Here is an 18,388-nt window from a genome sequence, read left to right on the forward strand (position 1 = left end):
CTGAATAAAAAAGTACAATCTGCTTCAAATAGAAGGAGGAACATCATGACAACTTATCAATTTCCTAATGGCTTCTGGTGGGGATCGGCAGCCAGCGGTCTTCAAACAGAAGGAACTGTTCCGGGCGACGGTAAAGGAAAAAATATCTGGGATTACTGGTATGAGATTGCCCCTGAAAAATTTTTCAATGGTGTAGGTCCTGAAAAGACCTCACAGCTTTATACGAAATATAAAGAAGACATTCAATTAATGAAGGACACCGGGCACAATAGCTTTCGAACATCCATTCAATGGAGCCGTCTGTTTCCCGAGGGAACAGGTGAAGTGAATCAACAAGCTGTTGATTTTTACAATGACTATATTGATGGACTGATTGCTAATGGCATTGAGCCGTTTATTAATTTATATCATTTTGACATGCCGATGCCGTTACAGGAAAAGGGCGGCTGGTTGGCTCGTGGTACAGTTGATGCGTATGTCGACTATGCAAAAGCTTGTTTCCGTTTGTTTGGTGATCGAGTGAAGCATTGGTTTACCCATAATGAACCAGTTGTTCCAGTGGAGATGGGCTATCTTTATTTGCAACATTATCCGGCAGAAATTAACTTGAAACATGCGGTACAAGTTGGTTTTAATGAAGCGTTATCTAGTGCTTTGGCAGTCAAATCCTATCGAGAATCCGGTCTTGATGGAGAGATTGGGATTATTTTGAACCTGACACCAAGTTATCCGAGAGATGAGAATAATCCGGAGGACGTGAAGGCTTCAATAATTGCCGATGCTTTCTTTAACCGCTCCTTCCTTGATCCCGCAGTAAAAGGGGAGTTTCCGTCAGAATTAGTAGAAATTTGCAGAGAGCTGGCAATTCTGCCTGAGTATCAGGAGGAAGATTTGGCGATTATCAAAGCCAATACAGTTGATATCCTTGGTGTAAATTACTACCAACCTCGACGGGTAAAGGCAAAAGAAACCGCTGTTGATCACAGCAACGGTCCGATGCCTGAAGATTACTTTGATTATTACGATTGGCCGGAAAAACGAATCAATCCTTATCGCGGCTGGGAGATTTATGAAAAAGGGGTTTATGATATCCTGATTAATCTACGCGATAACTATGGAAATATTCGCTGCTACATTTCAGAAAACGGTATGGGTGTTGAAGATGAGCAACGTTTCCTGAATGCGGATGGAATGATTGAAGATGATTATCGAATCGAGTTTGTTTCTGAGCATTTGAAATATGTTCATCAAGCGATACAGGAAGGTGCCAATTGTCTGGGCTATCATATGTGGACCTGTATGGACAACTGGTCTTGGCTGAATGCGTATAAAAATCGCTATGGCTTCATATCTGTAGATTTAGAAAAAGATGGTCAGCGGACAATCAAAAAATCTGGTCATTGGTTTAAGAAGGTTTCAGAAGCAAATGGTTTCACAGAGGAATAACAAGCGGATGTGTTCTATCATAGAGTTAGATAGACGCTACTTGCTTTGAAATATAAGACGGGGATACGGAAAGCTTTGTCACTTTTCGTATCCTTGTTTTGCTTTTTAGCGCTAAAGAGATAAGAAAGTTTTTTGCAGTTGTTACCTTAGTATCTGGTGTTTTAAAATTGGGTCGCTCGTTCTGTCTGTTTTTCTAATGTGAATTGGGCTAAATTGTTGATTGATATATCAATATCTTTAATTTGTTGCGAAAGACCTATAATTTGTTTCTTATGTTCGTTCGTTGAAAGCGTTATCCTTTATATAAATCCTGATATGTTCTTTTACACGTAAAAAGTTACTTGGGGAATAAGTATAAACAATTGTTTTGTTTAGTAACAGGATTTATATCAGTGAAGGGAGCGAAAAAATGAACAAAAAAAAGAAGGGCTTTTGGCAAAAGGTCTGGCAGTTTAAGGCACTTATTTTAATGGCTTTGCCGGGATTTATCTGGTTTGTCTTTTTCTTCTATATACCAGTCTTAGCCAATGTAGTCGCATTTAAGGATTTTCACATTTCTCCGGACGGCTTTCTTGCCAGTTTGAGAAACAGTCCATGGGTTGGTTTTGAAAATTTCAAATTTTTATTTGCATCCAGTGATGCTTGGCTGATAACAAGAAACACCTTACTCTACAATATCGTGTTTCTGGCATTTAACTTATTTTTTGCTATCGCATTTGCCATCGTCATGAGTGAATTACGAAATAAGAAGGCTGTAAAAGTCTATCATACCATGTCATTATTACCGTATTTTCTATCTTGGGTAGTTATCTCCTATTTCGTTTATGCCTTTTTGAGTCCTGATAAAGGGATTCTAAATCAATGGATAACGAATGCCGGAGGCGAAGGAATTAATTGGTATGCTGATCCTAAATGGTGGCCATTGATTTTCGTTGTACTGAATGTTTGGAAAAGTCTTGGTTACAACAGCATTATCTATTATGCTTCGGTTATGGGAATTGACCCGACTTATTATGAGGCCGCAATGGTTGATGGGGCCAGCAAATGGCAGCAGATTAAAAATGTTACGATTCCTCAGCTAATCCCGATGATGACCGTTCTTCTAATCATGAACATCGGCGGGATATTCCGAGCAGATTTCGGTTTGTTCTTCCAAGTACCGAAAAACTCCGGTGCCTTATACCAAGTGACATCGGTATTGGATACGTACATCTATAATGGCTTGACTGCTACAGGTGATTTGGGAATGACCGCAGCAGCGGGGCTATATCAATCAGTCGTTGGGGCTTGTCTGCTTCTCGCAGCGAACTTTGTTGTTCGTAAGCTTGAACCGGATTCAGCATTATTCTAAGGAGGGCTTTAACATGAATAAGAAAAAAGTTAAAAAAGTTGAAGTCCGTTCGTTCAACCCGACCATCAACTTGATTTTCAATGTAGTGATTGCATTGTTTGCCATTTCCTGTATTTTACCGTTTTTCTTCGTCATTGTGATTTCATTGACCAGTGAAACCTCTTTGGCAGAGAATGGCTATCGTTTCTGGCCGGGAGAGTTTTCTACAGCGGCGTATACGTATTTGTTTAGTGGACAAATGAGCAGTAAAATTTTTCAAGCGTTTGGTGTCACCGTGTTTGTTACGGTCTTTGGTACATTGATTAATGCGACGATGACCTCTCTTTATGCGTATGCCATTTCTCGCTCCAATTTTCCGTTTCGTCGTTTCTTCACCTTGGTAGCATTGATTACGATGCTGTTTTCACCGGGAATGGTTGCGAATTACTTGGTAATGACCAATCTGCTGCAACTGAAGGATACGATTTGGGCCTTGATTTTACCGCTTGCTTTAGGTCCATTTAATATTCTGGTGATGCGAACATTCTTCAAAAAAACCGTACCGGATAGTATTATTGAATCAGCACGGATTGATGGTGCAAGTGAGCTGAGAATATTTGTCTCCATCGTGTTACCTTTAGCTGTGCCGGGCATTGCAACAATTAGTCTCTTTGCCGCTTTAGGTTACTGGAATGACTGGTTCAATGCATTACTATATATTCAAAAGGATTCTCTAGTTCCATTGCAGGCACTACTGATGCGTATCCAGAATAATCTGGATTATCTAGCGAAGAGTACCGGAATGGCCGCACAGGTTCAAGGGGGACTCGCTGCTTTACCAAGCGAATCAGCCCGTATGGCAATTGTCGTCGTTTCGACACTGCCAATTGCAGTGACCTATCCATTTTTCCAAAGATACTTTGTCGGTGGCTTGACAATCGGCGGCGTCAAAGAATAAATGAGAGATATAAATCCATAGGAGGAATATAAATGAAAACGTGGAAAAAAACAGCAGCTTTTGTAGGGGCAGCCGCAGTGACACTTAGTCTGGCAGCCTGCGGATCAAGTAAGAGCGGTACTGGCAGCTCAGGCTCAGATTCCGATGGTGTAACGACGCTATTGATGTATCAGGTAGGCGATAAGCCTGATAACTATGATGAACTGATGGATATTGCGAATAAGCGGATTGAAGAGAAAATCAATGCGAAAATTGATTTGCAGTATATCAGCTGGGGAGATTGGAACCAGAAGATGAGTACGATTATCGCTTCCGGTGAAAATTATGATTTGTCCTTCGCTTCGGATTATGTAGCCAACGCGCAAAAGGGTGCCTATGCGGATTTAACAGATTTAGCACCAAAATATGCAAAAGAGGCTTACGAACAATTAGATGAAGCCTATATCAAAGGAAATACCATTGACGGCAAGCTGTATGCCTTTCCTGTCAACGGCAATATCTATGCACAGCAGATGCTGACCTTCAACAAGCAATATTTGGATAAATACAATATTGATATCAGTTCTGTTAACTCTTATGCAGATGCTGAAAAAGCATTGACCACCTTCCACGAAAATGAGCCAAATATTCCGGCATTTGCAATCGGACAAACCTTTGAAATGTCCGGAGATTTTGATTATGTCATTGGGAAAGAATATCCGTTTGCTGTGAAGCTGGATGGCGACACAACAAAAATTGTCAATCAGTATGCAGACAAGGATCAAATGGCGAAATTCAAGCTAATGCACAAATGGTATACTGCCGGTTTGATTCCAACGGATGCTGCAACGAATACAACTGGTTTCCCACTGGAAGGAAACACTTGGTTCATGCGTGAAGAAACACAAGGACCAATGGATTATGGTGATACGATTTTAACAAATGCCGCTGGGCAGGAATTGGTATCACGTCCAATCACGACACCGTTGAAATCGACAGCTCAAGCACAAATGGCGAACTTTGTGATTTCCAATGTCTCTAAAAACAAAGAAAAAGCAATGGAGTTTCTAGGTCTTTTAAACAGCGACCCAGAATTACTGAATGGGTTGGTTTATGGTGTCGAAGGAGAAGCTTGGGAGAAAATTGATGGTGAGGACAGCAAAATTAAACTGTTGGACGGCTACAAACCAAACAATCACATGGCTGCTTGGAACACTGGGAACAACCTGATTCTTTATACACAAGATACGATTACTGATGAAATGATTAAGGAACGCGATGAAAATATTGCTGCATCTGAAGCATCTCCGATTCTTGGTTTCAACTTCAAGACGGACAATGTGAAGACAGAAATTACCAATATCGCAAATGTGATGAATCGTTACAAATCAAGCTTGGCAACAGGAACGATTGATCCGGAAGAAAACATTCCTAAATTATTGGAAGATTTGAAAACTGCCGGCTGGGAAAAAGTCGGTGAAGAAATGCAAACACAATTTGATGAATTTCGTAAAGCAAATGAATAGTTTTTAAATAATAAAGCAAAGGATACGATTGTATCTGCTATAGGAGGTAGAGGCAATAGCATCAATAAATTGCCTCTGCCTCTTTCTACATAATCTGAAAACATTGTCAAAATGAGTATCAACGATATAATAAACAGTGCAACAAGATAGTTTAAAAATTAAAAGGAGGAAGCAATGATGATTAGTTCAGGATTGGATAAAGGATTTTCGATGATTTGGGCCATTGTAAAGCTTAACTTAATGTTTATTGCATTTACCATTCTTGGAGGGGTATTCTTTGGTATTGGTCCTGCGTTTCAAACAATCAGTGACTTAATTCAGGAAAATCAGCTGGATTATCGAGAGTCGAGCTGGCGTTTGGGATTCGATCGTTGGAAAGCAAATTTCATCAAAGGAAATATTCACTTTTATTTATTTTCAGCACTGTTTGCTTTAGTTAGCTATAATTTATATCTTTCCACAGGGCTTCAAGGTCTTCTTTGGCTGGTTATTGATTTTATTCTGCTGTTTGTCGGTCTGTTGCTGTTTGTTTATTATCTGTATATGCTAATGAATGAATCAAGCTATGAGTTGAGCTTAATTAATTTGTTGAAGCTTTCGTTTGTCAGTATCTTCTTGAATTTTGGTGTTTTCCTGAAAATCATTCTTGGATTGGTAGGAATCGTACTGTTTACTTTTAGTATGAAGGGGCTTCTCGTATTTGGCAGCTTCAGTCTGATGGTGCTATGGGCCTCTTTTGTCAGTCGGAAAAATCGTGAGCTGATTGATGGAAAGCTGACGTATGAAGGATAGAATAACAGCATTTTTCAAGCGTGATTTTCTAATCAATCAGCTGATGCAGCTTTATAGTCTGCTGCTGATTTTAGTCTCTGTTTTCATTATGCTGACACTCAGTCTCTATACAGGAGTCGAGCGATTTCACAGCAGTTGGCAAATGGTGGAAAATACAGGTGTCCAGCTGGATAATTACACGCAAGATAAAAGTGGACTGATGACAGATATTTTGGGAGAATTTACGAATTCTGATCGTCAGTTTGAAACCTTACGAAATTATTTGAATTTGAGTCCGGCAGAGTATTTTGAGTACACTAATGAAGTCTATCGCACAACCGGGGAAAGTATCTTTGTTCCAACGACGCTTTCCCGATTGTTCAATATTCATGGAGAAATCAAGGAGATTGCGATTCGTCTTGAGGAAAGTGATCATTATTTAAAAGCAACGAAGGAACGCCCGGAAGGGGTAAAGATGGTGGGAACTGCGATTGAGATGGATGAAAGTCTGTATTTGATTCGCTCCATTTACAGTCCCGGAAACTTAACGCAAGTTGTTGGGCAGCTGTTTGTTGCATTTGATGATTCAATGGTTCTGGGAACGCAAGGAAAAGAGAATCTTCAAAAAGGAATCAACAGTTTTCTCTATTCAAGTAATGGTCAACGACTTTATGATAATAGTGCACACATGACGAAAGAGGAGCTGTCAACGCTAGATGAGCAGATGCAGCAAGGGCGGGAAGTTCCACTTGCTTCGTTGGAAGAAGATTATTATGTTAAGGAAATTGCAAGTCGTGAAGACCGAACAATTTTAGTATTGCTCAGTAAGAAAATTATTTGGAAAGAGATTCTTTCGTTTACCGGAATGATCTTCTTTTTTGGGTTTCTGATTATTGCTCTCTTGCTGTTGGTACTGCATCGGACGTTTAAACGTTATTCTTCTCAGGTTCGCAATATTGTTGCTGCGACCAAACGAGTGAGCCAAGGGAATTTTAAAGAACAGATTGACACGGATAGTGTGCAACAGGAGCTGAAGGAAATTGCTGAAGCAATTAACCAGATGACGGTGAGTATCAATGACTATATCGAGGATATTTATACTCTGGAGATTAAGCAGCGGGACGCGCATATGCGTGCCTTGCAATCTCAGATTAATCCTCATTTTTTATATAACACGTTGGAGTATATTCGCATGTATGCACTAAGTCGTCAGCAGGAGGAATTGGCAGATGTCGTCTATGCCTTTTCTGCTTTACTGCGAAACAATACGACTCAGGAAAAAACGACGACCTTACAGCAGGAGCTGGATTTCTGTGAGAAATATGTCTATCTGTATCAGATGCGCTATCCGGATAAAATTGCATACATTGTAACCATTAAAGACAGCTTGAAGGAGCTGGTTATTCCTAAGTTTGCGATACAACCGCTTGTTGAAAACTATTTTGTTCATGGGATAGATTATGGAAGAAATGATAATGCGATTAGTATTAAAGCTTATTTGGCTGAGGGAAAAATCTATATTCAGGTATCTGATAATGGAAAAGGAATTGACACAAAACAGTTAGCTGCTGTAAAGGAGAAGCTGGCAGATAAAGAAGTGGAGCTGCAAAATTCGATTGGATTGAAAAATGTTCACGAACGTTTGAGAGGCTTCTACGGCGAGCGTTATCAAATGCATATTGACTCTACCCTATGGCAGGGATTTAATGTGACAATCATACTGGATGAAGAGGTGCTGAAGGCGTGACAAAATACAAGGTAATGTTTGTGGATGATGAGTACATGATTTTAGAAGGTCTGAAGATGATTGTTGACTGGTCTGCTCTGGGCTTCGAGGTCGTCGAAACGGTGAAAAGTGCGACGGAAGCGCTGCAATATCTGGAAAGCCATGCCATTGATTTGTTGATTACAGATATCAACATGCCTGAAATGAGCGGAATTGAGCTGGTGAAGCAGGCTCAGGTAAAGAATCGAGATTTTTTTACGATTATTTTATCGGGGTATCAGGAGTTTGAGTTTGTAAAAAAAGGGATGCAATTGGGCGTAAAGAATTACTTGGTGAAGCCTGTCAATAAGGAAGAGCTAAAAAGGAGCGTTCTTGAGATTCATGCGGAGCTGGAAAAACGTCAGCAGCAGGAGCAAAAAGAATTGTACAGAGAAACCGGTCTGATTTTGTGGCTGAATAATGAGTTAAACGACGGAGAATTCCAAGGTCTGTTAAAGCAGTTTTCTTCAGGAACTCAGCCACCGTATACTCCATTGCTTTTCAGCAGCGAAAAAGCAATCGTGGAGACTGCTGCAGAGTATTTTTGGAATCGAGGACAGCAGATGGCTGTTTATGGCAGACTGAATGAGGATCAGCTGATTCTTATCTACAGTGGCAGCCGACAACAGCTGTTGCTGCTAATTCGAGAGCTGGAACAGCATTTTAGTGGGGAACACTGGCAGATTATCGTAGGTGAAACGATTGAGGAGTGGGAGACGCTGTATAAAAGCTATGAGAAAATCAAGCAGATTCAGTCTCTTCAAGCCTTCTATCCGGATCTTCTCCCCCACGAAAGAGTCTTGAAGGTAGATACAGTCAACAAGGAAGAGGAGCTGCCGTTTCTCTCCTTCAATAAAGCTCTGATGATAGGAGACATAAAAACGATTTGTCAAGAACTGGATAGAATATTTGATCAGCTTTTAGCTGCGCAGGCTGATCCGGAGCAAGTAAAATATGTTTCATTTTTATTATTTACGGATATTTATCGTCAGTCACCTGCACTTTCAGTCGATGATTACGAGACAATGATTGCCGAAATTAGAAAAGGCAATACAATTGTTGAACTGCGTTGCCTATTCGATGAGATATTAGAAAAAACGAAGGGACAGACAGACCAAAAACGTTATTCTGAGACGGTTCAGCATGCGATTGATATCATCACGAATGATTATACAGAAGAAATTTCGTTGAAATCGGCTGCTGAATCTTTGCATCTGAGCGTAGTTTATCTAGGCCAGATTTTCAAAAAGGAGACAGAGCTTAGCTTCAATCAGTATTTGAATCATGTTCGAATAAAGAAAGCGCAGCATTTGCTGCTGCATACACAGCAGACAATTAATGAAATCTCTGAGGCAATTGGCTACAATAATACAAATTATTTTTCAAAGATGTTCAAAAAACTGAATGGTATCACACCGAAAGAGTTTCGTGATACTTATCGAGAAGGCTATGACTCTTTATAGAAAACGTCAGTGGAAGCAGTTATGAGTATGCAGACTCATGGCTGCTTTTTTACTCGTCTAGCTTCATAAGCTCGTTCAGCTTTTCTGATTGTCTAGCTTCACAAGCCAGCTTCTCTCAACAATAAGTCAAAACGTGTCTCGCGGCAAAGAACGCCACGCGCAGTTTCGTCTTATTGTTCGGAAGCTACTCGGGCTTGATCGGCTTTTCTGACTGTCTAGCTTTACGAGCAGCTATCTCATTTAAGATGAGTACAAAACTTTTAAAGAAGAAAATTTTGTCTGATTGACGTCACGCATACCATTCGACTAAAGTAACAGATAAGTCGAACTGGCATAGCTCTCTTCGGCAATAAGTCGAATCAGCCTCATGATAGAAAGCATCATGTGTCTGACTCGAGCTTATTGCTCGAGAGCTGGACGAACTCGTAAAGCTTTTCTTACTTCAAATCAAGCATGGAATTTCCATTCATTATCCAGTATACTTTGAGTATTATGGAAATGAGGAGTGACTAAGTGAAAAACCAATTAAGAAAAGAAATTTCATTTTTCGGAGCTCTTTCAACAGTCATGGGGACGGTTATTGGTGCCGGCGTATTCTTTAAAGCAGCTGCGGTCGTTGCCCATACTCAGTCAGCGGGATTAACTGTACTGGTGTGGCTGTTGGCAGGCTTCTTGACTATCTGCGGCGGCTTAACGGTTGCTGAACTGGCGACGGCGATTCCTGAAACAGGGGGACCTATTCGCTATATTGAAAGAATCTATGGAAAGCTGCCTTCCTTTTTATTGGGTTGGGCCCAGAGTATCATCTATTTTCCGGCGAATATTGCTGCTCTAAGTATTATTTTTGCCACGCAATTAATCAATTTATTTCATTTATCAGAAGGTATTCTATTTCCGCTGTCAATAGTAACAGCGGCCAGTATCACAGGAATCAATTTGCTTGGTACCAAAGCAGCAACGACGGTGCAGTCCTTTACATTATCAATCAAGCTGATTCCGATTGCATTAATCATCATTGTCGGCTTGTTGACTCCGGGGGAAGTTGCAGTCTCATTTACACCCTTTTCTTCCGGGCAAGGCGGGTCTTTAGCTGCCGGAGTGAGCGCGGCGCTGTTGGCTACACTTTTTGCTTATGATGGCTGGCTGGGCGTCGGCAATATCGCCGGCGAAATGAAGCATCCTGAGAAGGATCTGCCAAAAGCGATTATATTTGGTTTGAGCTTTGTTACAGTTGTCTATGTTTTAATCAATTTTGTTGTTTTAAAAACATTACCAATTGATTCGATTGCCGGAAATCTGAACAGTGCTTCAGAAGCAGCGATGGTAATTTTTGGTAATTTTGGCGGAAAACTGGTTACAATCGGTATTCTGATTTCCGTCTATGGTGCATTGAATGGCTACACGATGACAGGACTTCGAGTGCCTTATGCAATGGCGTTGGAAAATGAGCTGCCCTTCAGCAAGGCGTTTACAAAAATGACGAAGCGAACTAATGCGCCTTACGTGGCGGCCTGTGTTCAGCTGGGCATTGCCTGTATCATGATGTTTTTCGGAACGTTTGATTTACTGACAGACATGCTGGTATTCGTGATGTGGTTTTTCAGCCTGCTTTTATTTTATGGTGTTCTTCTGCTTCGCAAGAGAGAACCGAATTTAACTCGTCCATATAAGGTACCCTTGTATCCAATTATCCCTTTAATTGCGATGCTGGGCGGCGGCTTCATCTTGATAATGACGATGGTTACTGCACCTCTTTTAGCTTTAGTAGGGATAGGAATTACTTGTGTAGGTATTCCTGTATTTTATTATCAAAAAGGGAAGAGTGAGTAGGATGAATATTGTTGTTTTAGACGGCTATGCATTAAATCCCGGAGACATTAGCTGGCAAGGGTTGAAAGCATTAGGGAAAGTGACGATTTATGATCGAACATCTTATACGGATGAAGAGGAAATTATCGAGCGAATTGGTACTGCACAAGCTGTCTTTACCAATAAAACACAAATCACAGAAACTATACTGGCGGCCTGTCCGACAGTCCAATATATTGGCGTCTTAGCGACTGGGTATAATGTCGTTGATTGTGAGGCGGCTGCCAAAAGAAACATTCCGGTGACAAACGTACCAAGTTATGGAACAGATGCGGTTGCTCAATTTACCTTTGCCTTGCTTTTAGAAATCGTCAGTCAGGTTGGACGTCATAACCAATCCGTGCATGAAGGCGATTGGCAAAAAAGCAAAGATTTCACTTACTGGAAATCGCCATTGATGGAATTATCAGGAAAAACAATAGGGTTGATTGGTTATGGTGCAATCGCCCACGCGGTGGCTGAGATTGCCCATGCTTTTCAAATGAACGTTATTTACTATAATCATCGTCCCAAGCAGCCTCAAGCAGCATGGCTTCGTCAGGTATCCTTGGATGAGCTTTATCAAGAGGCCGAAATCATCAGTCTCCATATTCCGCAAATGCCTGAAACTGAGAAAATGATTAATCAGGCAGCGATTGAAAAGATGAAAGAACAGGTTATTCTTCTGAATACCTCACGAGGTGGGTTGATTGATGAATCGGCTGTTGCTCAAGCTTTGGACAGCGGCAAGCTGGCCGCGTTAGGTGCAGATGTTGTTTCAAAAGAACCAATCGAAGCGGACAATCCGCTACTACATGCAAAGAATTGCTATCTGACACCCCATATTGCGTGGGCTCCTGTTGAGACCAGAGAAAGATTGATGCAGATTGCTGTTGCTAATTTTTGCAGCTTCTTGGAAGGAACGATAGAAAATAAAGTAAACGGATGACTTGATGGGTTGGATAAGCATAGTAATGATTAATTTATGTCTGACAATACTATTTTTACTGTAGTTGGCTTTATAAAAAAACATCAACGAATGAAAGCAAATAAAAGCTTTTCGTCCGTTGATGTTTTTTCTAGCTATAAATAGTAATTTCTTAGATTCCTTTTCTTGCCGTAGCCAGTACTCTAATTAGGTTTTTTTCTGGAAATAGGTGGACAGACTTATTCTTCTCAGTCAGTACAACTAGATTACCTAGCATCTCAGCAGGCTCGGTAATTTTGACTTGATCGGTAAAGTCTCCTTCTCCCATTTTGTAAGTAACCACAACTTGAGTGTAGTCTTTATTATTATAGTAATGATTGATTGCTTCTGCGACAGTCATTGCGTTTCCTCCATTCCAATACATGTGTTTAAAAGAAGTATAGCATACCATAGCCTCTAAACGAACAGTAGGATGGAGTTCTTACGACTGCTTAAATCAAGGAATAGCGGTAAGAATAGAGCGAACATATGGCAATAAAAGTTGCTGCTGAATGAATAACAGCAATAGAAGATGAAGAGGATAGAACCAATAGAATAAATACTTCCACTGTCTCCCTCTTTTCCCGTTATAAAAATAGATAAAAAGAAAGGAAAACATCCCCGCGATACTATTTTGTAAAATAACCCCACAGCCCGCCAAGCTTTGAACGAGGGGATAATCTCTTAAAAGGTACAAAACCGAAATCATCAAAATACCAATCCAGCCGCCGTAATCGGTTTGGAGAAACTCTGCAGTGAAAATTCCCAAGCCGATGATTCCAAGTGAAATCAATAGGTTGAGGGGCGTTCGTTCCTCAAATTTTTTGAGACCTATTAGCACGACCAATCCAATTAACAGGGTGAAGAAGACATTTTGCTTCTCTAACGAGAAATAGGAAAGGCGAAAGGCCATATCATAAGGGACCTCCGAAATTAATGCGAAGACAAACAAACGAATAAAATATTTTTTTATATTTGAGGTATGGATGAAGCCCTGTACCAATAAAAAACAAAATAGTGGAAAGGCGAGCCTACCAAGAACTAAAAATACATCAAAGACCTTAATTAAGGCTGTATAGAATGTAGCCATTCCAGGAGTAAACGTATTAATCAGACTCTGTGGAACATAAAGCAGTTTAGCTGAATGATCCATGAACATGGTGATAATAGCAATCCATTTTAGTGTACTTCCGGAAAAATACCCTTTCTTTTCCATAAAATAGCTCCTTTTAATGAGTTAATGGCATATCGGTGTTTTTGAAATCTCAAAATCAACTAGAGCTTTTCACTAATCGTGTCCCCGATACATAGCATTACTATTTTACCATAGTTTGTTTTTACTGCTGAGAGAAAGTCAATGTGGGTTTTTCAATTATGGTATACTTGAGGGGATTGAAAGAGAGGGAGAAAAGGGAATGAATGTAGTTTTTTGTGATATTGATGGTACATTTCAAGACATTGGCGGGGATATTCCTGCTGTTAATTTCGATGCCATAGAGGCTTTACAAAAGCAAGGTGATCATTTTGTTTTTATCAGTGGGCGTGGCTACGATCAGCTTCACGAGATTTTAGGGATGCTGAAAGGCGATTGTGACGTCATTTTCAGTAACGGAGCAGGCTATCGTCTAATGGGTGAAGAACCTGTCTACCGCGCATGGCTGTCGCTGGAAAAATGCCAAGAAGCAGCGGCTTTTCTTGATCAGCGTGAAATTTTCTATTTTATTCATACCGACGAAGGAATTATTATGAAGCCGTATGAGCGATATACGAACCATTTTACCGCTTTAAGAGAAACATTTGAGCCAATGGGAGAAATCGGAACGAAAATTATGGACTTTAAAGAAAAGTTCTTTAAAGAAGAGTGTCTTCATGTTGAAGATCCCATTGAATATTTACAGGCTCATCCTGAGCTGAAGGCCTTGAAAATAGAAATTATGGAAGCGAGTAACGAAGAGCTTGACTATTTGAGAGCAGCCCTTAATGGAGAGGATACCTATGTCTTCTCCTCTTATTTCCAGTGTCTGGAAATCGTTAACCCAATCAGCAGTAAAGGTCATGCAGTGAACCATTTTATGACAGAATTCCCTGAAGCCAAAAGCTACGGCATTGGTGATGGTGAAAATGATTTGGCAATGCTGGCGGCTGTCGATGTTGCTGTGGCAGTAGAAAATGCTAAAGAAAGTGTCAAGGAACAAGCGGATATTATTGCTCCGGAGTGTCTTGAGGGTGGTGTCGGACAGTTCATCTTTAAGCACCTGATAAATCCTGCGTAAATAAACAGCTGATTAGAGCTGAAAATACTGTGTACAGAAAGGCCGTCGCAACTGAGGAAATCAGTCTGTGACCGAGTGCTGTACACAGTATTTTTGTTATAAAGACTTGCTATACTTTCTTTCAAGCTGGTCAATCTCTTTCTTTATTTTACGAGCATTGGTTTTGGCCTGTTCTAAAGAAGAAAGCAGCTTGTCACAGACACTGACAATATCTTCAGAGGAGTCAGGAGTATCGAGCACATTTTTTATATTGGGCTTTTTTGGCGCATCAAGAGCATGCAGCAGACGTAGAATCGCTTCAAGAGAGTAATTAGCTGTACGTAATGTGCGGATGATTTTCAAGCGTTGGAGATCGGCTTCTGTATAGACACGGTACCCGTTTTTCATTCGTTTGACAGTAAGCAGACCGTTCAATTCCCAGTTTCGTAGGGCATCGGTGGTGATTTTCAGCTTATTGGCCGTTTCTGTTCGAGTGAGCTCGATGTGTGCTGTTTCTTCTTTTTTTGCTAAAGTCTCCTCAACGATAGTGATTGCTTCTGCGGCTCGTTTCATTTCCCGGTCAGCTAACACGATGTATCTATCAAGTGCTTCTTGGGCATCTTTGAAGGCATAGGCAGCTAATGCTTTGATTACAAGAACCATTTGTCTTCTCAAGCCGGCTTGTAGTACTTCGATTTGAAAGGCAACACGTGCAATCCTGATTGTGTCAATGTGATAGTCAGTAAAAATCCGGTAACCATTTTCAGCTCTTTTGGGTGTTGGGATTAGCCCCCATTCTTCATAGCGTCGTATGGTATTGGGGTGTAAACCGACTAGCTTTGCAACTTCGGCTGTTTTATATGTTTTGATAGTGAACACCTCTCTCAGAGTAACAGAATCATCATCAGTTTATCAGATTCATTTATGAAATGCGACGGTCAAACCCTACACTAACCCACCAACGTTCAGCGAGGTGCTATACTGAATGCCACGAAAGGGGTGGTTGTTATGGACAAAACAAAGGAGCAGAAATATTTAGCCCATGTGGCTGCTGCGATTGAACAGCGAATGGAGGAACTGGAAAGTACGATTGAATCTAATGAGCAAAGCTACAGGAGTATGCAAAAATACACAGTCGATTACAAAAACGAATTGGACAAGTACGAGGTATATAACTTTCATCAAAACATGAATTACATTGATAAGAGAAGTGTGCTGGAAACGGGTGTGCTGAAAAAATTAGCCTATCAGAAAGAGGTTCCTTATTTTGCTAAAATCGGCTTTCAGTTTGCAGGGGAAAATGAGCAGGAGGATTTTTACATCGGTCGATTTGGTTTCGCAGATGACTACGAAGAACAACTGGTTTATGATTGGCGGGCGCCAATTTCCTCCCTCTATTATGACTTCACCCTTGGTTCTGCATTTTACGAATCTTTTGGAAAAACATTTCCCGGAGAACTCAAGCAAAAGAGGCAATATGAAATAGAAAATCAAACCCTGAAGTGGATGGTGGACACAGAGGAATCCTTGAATGATGATTTCCTTTTGAAGGAGCTGGGGAGAAACACCACAAATGAAATGAAGACGATTATTCACACGATTCAAAAGGAACAGAATGAAGTGATTCGAGACACACAAACAAAAAATTTAATTATTCAAGGCGTGGCAGGCTCTGGAAAAACATCGATTGCTCTTCATAGAATGGCGTATCTTCTGTATCGTCAGAGAGAAACGCTGACCTCTGAGCAGGTCCTGATTTTGTCACCAAACCGTGTGTTTTCCGATTATATCGCTACCGTGCTACCTGAACTGGGGGAAGAAGAGCTGCAGCAAGTGGACATCACGACCTTGGGAAAACGATTTATTGAAGAAAAGCTTCAAGTATCCAGTCGTCAGGAAGAAGTAGCTGAGCTTCTTGAAAGACCACTGTCCGATAAAGGGCTGAACTTCAGCTATAAGCGCTCCACCGAGTTCTTCGAACTGGCAAAGGCGCATCTTGAAAAGCTCAAAGAACGTTTTTACATTGATGATTTGGAGCTTTCTGAAACGCTGAAAATAGAGAAGTCAGTCATTCAATCAGTGATTGAGCAATGTCGGGAAACAGCGTTATTCCCTTTAGTGAAGGAAGTATCATCTGCTTTGAGTAATACCGTCAACAGTAAACGGTCTTCAAAGGTTTCTATGCTTGAGAAGATAATTGAGCAGAAGCTGAAGCAGCGGCTGGACATCAAAAATAGTTTACAGGAATACAAGGGATTTCTTAAGCAGTTCCCTCTGAAATACCAGGCCTCAACAAAACGCAGCTTCCTCTTTTATTGCGATCTATTTCCGTTTCTTTTCTTTAAGCTGGGGATTGAAGGAATCGAGCCGATGATGGCGATTAAGCATTTGGTCATCGATGAAATGCAGGATTACTCACTGCTGCAGCTCTATGTCCTTAATCAATTGTTTCCTAATGATAAAACAATTTGTGGGGATGTTAATCAAAATATTGCAGAAGAAAATGCTGCATTTTTGAATGAACTTCAGAATCAGCTGCCTAAAAGCAGACTTGCTGCATTTAATATGAGCTATCGTTCCAGCTATGAAATTATTGAATTTGCAAAGAACTTTACAACAAACCAACAGATAACGGCTGTCAAACGCCATGGTAAACCCGTCAATATTCAAACGATAACGACTTCAGAGGAGAAGATAAGTAAGCTGACGGCGGCGATTGCGGATTTTTTGACCAGCGACCATAAAAGCTGCGGCATTATCTGTCAAAGCTGGGAAGAGGTCGAGGCTCTTGAACGTCAGCTGTCTGACTATTCTTTATCCAAGTTTAGTGAGGGAACGAGTAAAATGACCGAAGGCGTTATTTTGACAACGGTACAATTTGCGAAAGGACTTGAGTTTGATGAAGTGATTCTTCCTGATATCACAAAAAAACAGCTGACCAAGAAAAGCAATGCCATTTATACGAGCTGTTCCAGAGCGCTGCATGGCTTGACCGTGCTTGTTACAAGTGGCGAATAAGGCAATTCTCTCTATCGAAAGCTGAATGGATAGCGACAACAAGGTGTTGAGAGCTTTGCTGTCAATACAAACGAAACAAGCTGAAAGAATGATGGAGCACATCTTTTCTTTCAGCTTGTTTTTTACTGAGGTTGCATTTCTGTTTTTTAATGAATCAAGGAGTGTTCAATGATTCATTATTTTTTGCGCTGTTTTTGTAGGCTTTGTTTTATCTCGCTTCAACAGCTGTATGCCCTCTTGATAGCTAAGGTGTTTAAACAGCGTATTGTTTGATTGCTTGGCAAAGTAGTTCAGCACTATTTTTGCCGTCGCGTTCATTATAATAGGCAGCAAAGCGTTCATCGGCTGCATACATGTCAGCCAGTCCACGGTGTGCTTCCGCTGAGTAGCTCGGCCATGTGTAGCTTAACCACTCTTTATGCTTTTCATACACTGTTTTTGCTGTGTCAGAGTGCAGGTCATTTGTTAAAACTAACTCTTTCAAAGCAGTAAACAGCTCTTCTTCTGTTTGAGTCATTGCTTTGAAGTCTGCTTCACTCATATTGCTCCACTTCTTATTAGATGCTTCAATTGTTTCTTTGCCATATTTTTCTCGAATTTCATGACCGTATTTTTCTTCATTCTCAGCCAGCTTTTCATTTTTGAATGCGGCAAATTTTTCTGTATCGCTCATGCGTATCTCTCCTTTTTGATAACTCAATGTTTTTTCGACAGTCAGAAGAAGCTGGTCGATCTGTTCTCTTTTTTTGATTAACTCCTGATAATGCTGCTTAAGGGCAGTCTCAAAATTGAACTCTTTATTCGCCAATACCCCTTTGATGGTATCCAGCTTCATATCAAGTGAACGATAGAAGAGGATTTGTTGTAGCCGGTCAACCTCACTTTGACCATAGATACGATAGCCGGATGAATTTACCCGCGCAGGTTTTAATAAATCAATTTCATCGTAGTATCGCAATGTTCGAGTGCTGACCCCGGATAGTTGTGCCAATTTATTGATCGTATATTCCATCTTGTTCCCTCCTGACATCCTTATAATAAACCTTTACGTAACGTCAAGGTCAA

The 18,388-nt window shown here is 40.7% G+C and carries 15 protein-coding genes; 11 read left to right on the forward strand and 4 right to left on the reverse strand.

Annotation, left to right across the window (positions count from 1 at the left end; genetic code table 11):
- The first annotated feature begins 45 nt into the window (after positions 1 to 45).
- The 9 genes from IW510_RS18720 (at position 46) to IW510_RS18760 (ending at position 12,035) form a co-directional block, all read left to right on the forward strand.
- A complete protein-coding gene (locus IW510_RS18720; RefSeq protein ID WP_202062246.1) occupies positions 46 to 1,446 on the forward strand; it encodes a glycoside hydrolase family 1 protein in 1,401 nt (466 codons plus the stop codon).
- A gap of 409 nt (positions 1,447 to 1,855) precedes the next feature.
- The gene (locus tag IW510_RS18725) at positions 1,856 to 2,797 is read left to right on the forward strand and encodes an ABC transporter permease (RefSeq protein ID WP_202062247.1); all 942 of its coding nucleotides are present in this window, start codon (positions 1,856 to 1,858) and stop codon (positions 2,795 to 2,797) included.
- A 13-nt stretch (positions 2,798 to 2,810) separates the two neighbouring features.
- A complete protein-coding gene (locus IW510_RS18730; RefSeq protein ID WP_202062249.1) occupies positions 2,811 to 3,734 on the forward strand; it encodes a carbohydrate ABC transporter permease in 924 nt (307 codons plus the stop codon).
- Between the two features lie 32 nt (positions 3,735 to 3,766).
- Positions 3,767 to 5,239 (forward strand): ABC transporter substrate-binding protein, encoded by a 1,473-nt coding sequence (locus IW510_RS18735; RefSeq protein WP_202062251.1) that lies wholly within the window; start codon positions 3,767 to 3,769, stop codon positions 5,237 to 5,239.
- A gap of 174 nt (positions 5,240 to 5,413) precedes the next feature.
- Positions 5,414 to 6,031 carry a YesL family protein gene (locus IW510_RS18740; protein WP_202062253.1) on the forward strand — a complete coding sequence of 206 codons (618 nt, stop codon included), beginning with the start codon at positions 5,414 to 5,416 and terminating at the stop codon, positions 6,029 to 6,031.
- On the forward strand, positions 6,021 to 7,757 hold the full coding sequence (locus tag IW510_RS18745) for a sensor histidine kinase (RefSeq protein WP_202062255.1): 1,737 nt from the start codon (positions 6,021 to 6,023) through the stop codon (positions 7,755 to 7,757). Before IW510_RS18740 ends, IW510_RS18745 begins: the two co-directional genes overlap by 11 nt.
- A 14-nt stretch (positions 7,758 to 7,771) precedes the next feature.
- Positions 7,772 to 9,238 carry a response regulator transcription factor gene (locus IW510_RS18750; RefSeq protein WP_202062321.1) on the forward strand — a complete coding sequence of 489 codons (1,467 nt, stop codon included), beginning with the start codon at positions 7,772 to 7,774 and terminating at the stop codon, positions 9,236 to 9,238.
- Between the two features lie 513 nt (positions 9,239 to 9,751).
- Positions 9,752 to 11,068, forward strand: a complete 1,317-nt coding sequence (locus tag IW510_RS18755) for an APC family permease (protein WP_202062257.1) — start codon at positions 9,752 to 9,754, stop codon at positions 11,066 to 11,068.
- Position 11,069: 1 nt separating this feature from the next.
- Positions 11,070 to 12,035, forward strand: a complete 966-nt coding sequence (locus IW510_RS18760) for a D-2-hydroxyacid dehydrogenase (protein WP_202062258.1) — start codon at positions 11,070 to 11,072, stop codon at positions 12,033 to 12,035.
- A gap of 151 nt (positions 12,036 to 12,186) precedes the next feature.
- Here IW510_RS18760 and IW510_RS18765 read toward each other — a convergent pair whose 3' ends face one another.
- Positions 12,187 to 12,414 (reverse strand): hypothetical protein, encoded by a 228-nt coding sequence (locus tag IW510_RS18765; RefSeq protein WP_202062260.1) that lies wholly within the window; start codon positions 12,412 to 12,414, stop codon positions 12,187 to 12,189.
- Between the two features lie 96 nt (positions 12,415 to 12,510).
- Positions 12,511 to 13,269 (reverse strand): TraX family protein, encoded by a 759-nt coding sequence (locus IW510_RS18770; RefSeq protein ID WP_202062262.1) that lies wholly within the window; start codon positions 13,267 to 13,269, stop codon positions 12,511 to 12,513.
- Positions 13,270 to 13,468: 199 nt separating this feature from the next.
- Here IW510_RS18770 and IW510_RS18775 point away from each other — a divergent pair, with 199 nt between their 5' ends.
- Positions 13,469 to 14,326 (forward strand): HAD-IIB family hydrolase, encoded by an 858-nt coding sequence (locus IW510_RS18775; RefSeq protein ID WP_202062264.1) that lies wholly within the window; start codon positions 13,469 to 13,471, stop codon positions 14,324 to 14,326.
- A gap of 96 nt (positions 14,327 to 14,422) precedes the next feature.
- Here IW510_RS18775 and IW510_RS18780 read toward each other — a convergent pair whose 3' ends face one another.
- Positions 14,423 to 15,184, reverse strand: a complete 762-nt coding sequence (locus tag IW510_RS18780; RefSeq protein WP_330932672.1) for a MerR family transcriptional regulator — start codon at positions 15,182 to 15,184, stop codon at positions 14,423 to 14,425.
- Positions 15,185 to 15,313: 129 nt separating this feature from the next.
- Here IW510_RS18780 and IW510_RS18785 point away from each other — a divergent pair, with 129 nt between their 5' ends.
- Positions 15,314 to 17,323, forward strand: a complete 2,010-nt coding sequence (locus tag IW510_RS18785) for a HelD family protein (protein ID WP_202062266.1) — start codon at positions 15,314 to 15,316, stop codon at positions 17,321 to 17,323.
- A 253-nt stretch (positions 17,324 to 17,576) separates the two neighbouring features.
- On the opposite strand, the gene IW510_RS18790 is transcribed toward IW510_RS18785, so the two are convergent.
- Entirely contained in the window at positions 17,577 to 18,335 is a 759-nt protein-coding gene (locus tag IW510_RS18790; protein ID WP_202062268.1) for a MerR family transcriptional regulator, read from the reverse strand.
- Positions 18,336 to 18,388: the final 53 nt, after the last annotated feature.

It is taken from the genome of Enterococcus sp. BWR-S5 (assembly GCF_016745255.1).
Classification (GTDB): domain Bacteria; phylum Bacillota; class Bacilli; order Lactobacillales; family Enterococcaceae; genus Enterococcus_L.